The organism is Candidatus Symbiopectobacterium sp. NZEC135 (assembly GCF_025962695.1).
In genome coordinates this window covers 1-664 of record NZ_JAGFPF010001193.1, presented here as the reverse complement: position 1 = coordinate 664, position 664 = coordinate 1, and the positions used below count along the sequence as shown (strand labels likewise).

Here is a 664-nt window from a genome sequence, read left to right as displayed (position 1 = left end):
GAAAACATTATAATAAAAAGCAAGAAAACCACTCTCCAAGAGCGTATCAAAGCAAATAAAAATCTCTCAATCATCACCGACGATAGCATCAAATTATACCAGGGAACTCTTCATGCAGGTAACAACCTGGCAATAACATCTGGAAATGCAATTACAATAAGGGACGGTCATCTAAAAGGTAAAAACATTAGCTTACTGGCCCGCACCGGCGATATGTTAATTTATAATGACATATATCGTTTTTATGGTTCAGATAAAAAACTGCAATTCTCAGAAATTTCAGCACAAGAAAAACTGGATATTTTTGCAGGAAAAATGATTTATTTGAATGGTGCTGTCTTAGAAAAAAACGGACAAATTTCACTCACTGCCGGTACCGATATTAAAATGGTCAAGCATGAGACGCCACTGACATTCCCCTTGCTGGGCGTAAAACTACCGATTGATGATACACAGATAAAAAAGATCGGCCTGTGGGAAAGCGCTGGCGATATCACCCTTTCAGCGGGCCGATACGTACTTCTGTTTGGGATGTCGTTAACCAGCGATAAAGCCATCACCATCGGTGCAGGTCAAAACATCCGAATCATCCCTCGCCCTTTCGAGCATCGCGATGATGACACATTTAAATTCCAACGCCGCCCGGAAATGCGTCCGGAGTTAA

General features: G+C 41.4%; 1 protein-coding gene. It reads left to right on the top strand.

Annotation, left to right across the window (positions count from 1 at the left end; genetic code table 11):
* Positions 1-664 (top strand): hypothetical protein (locus tag J5224_RS33285; protein WP_264629166.1); only part of this gene is annotated, 664 nt, incomplete at both ends.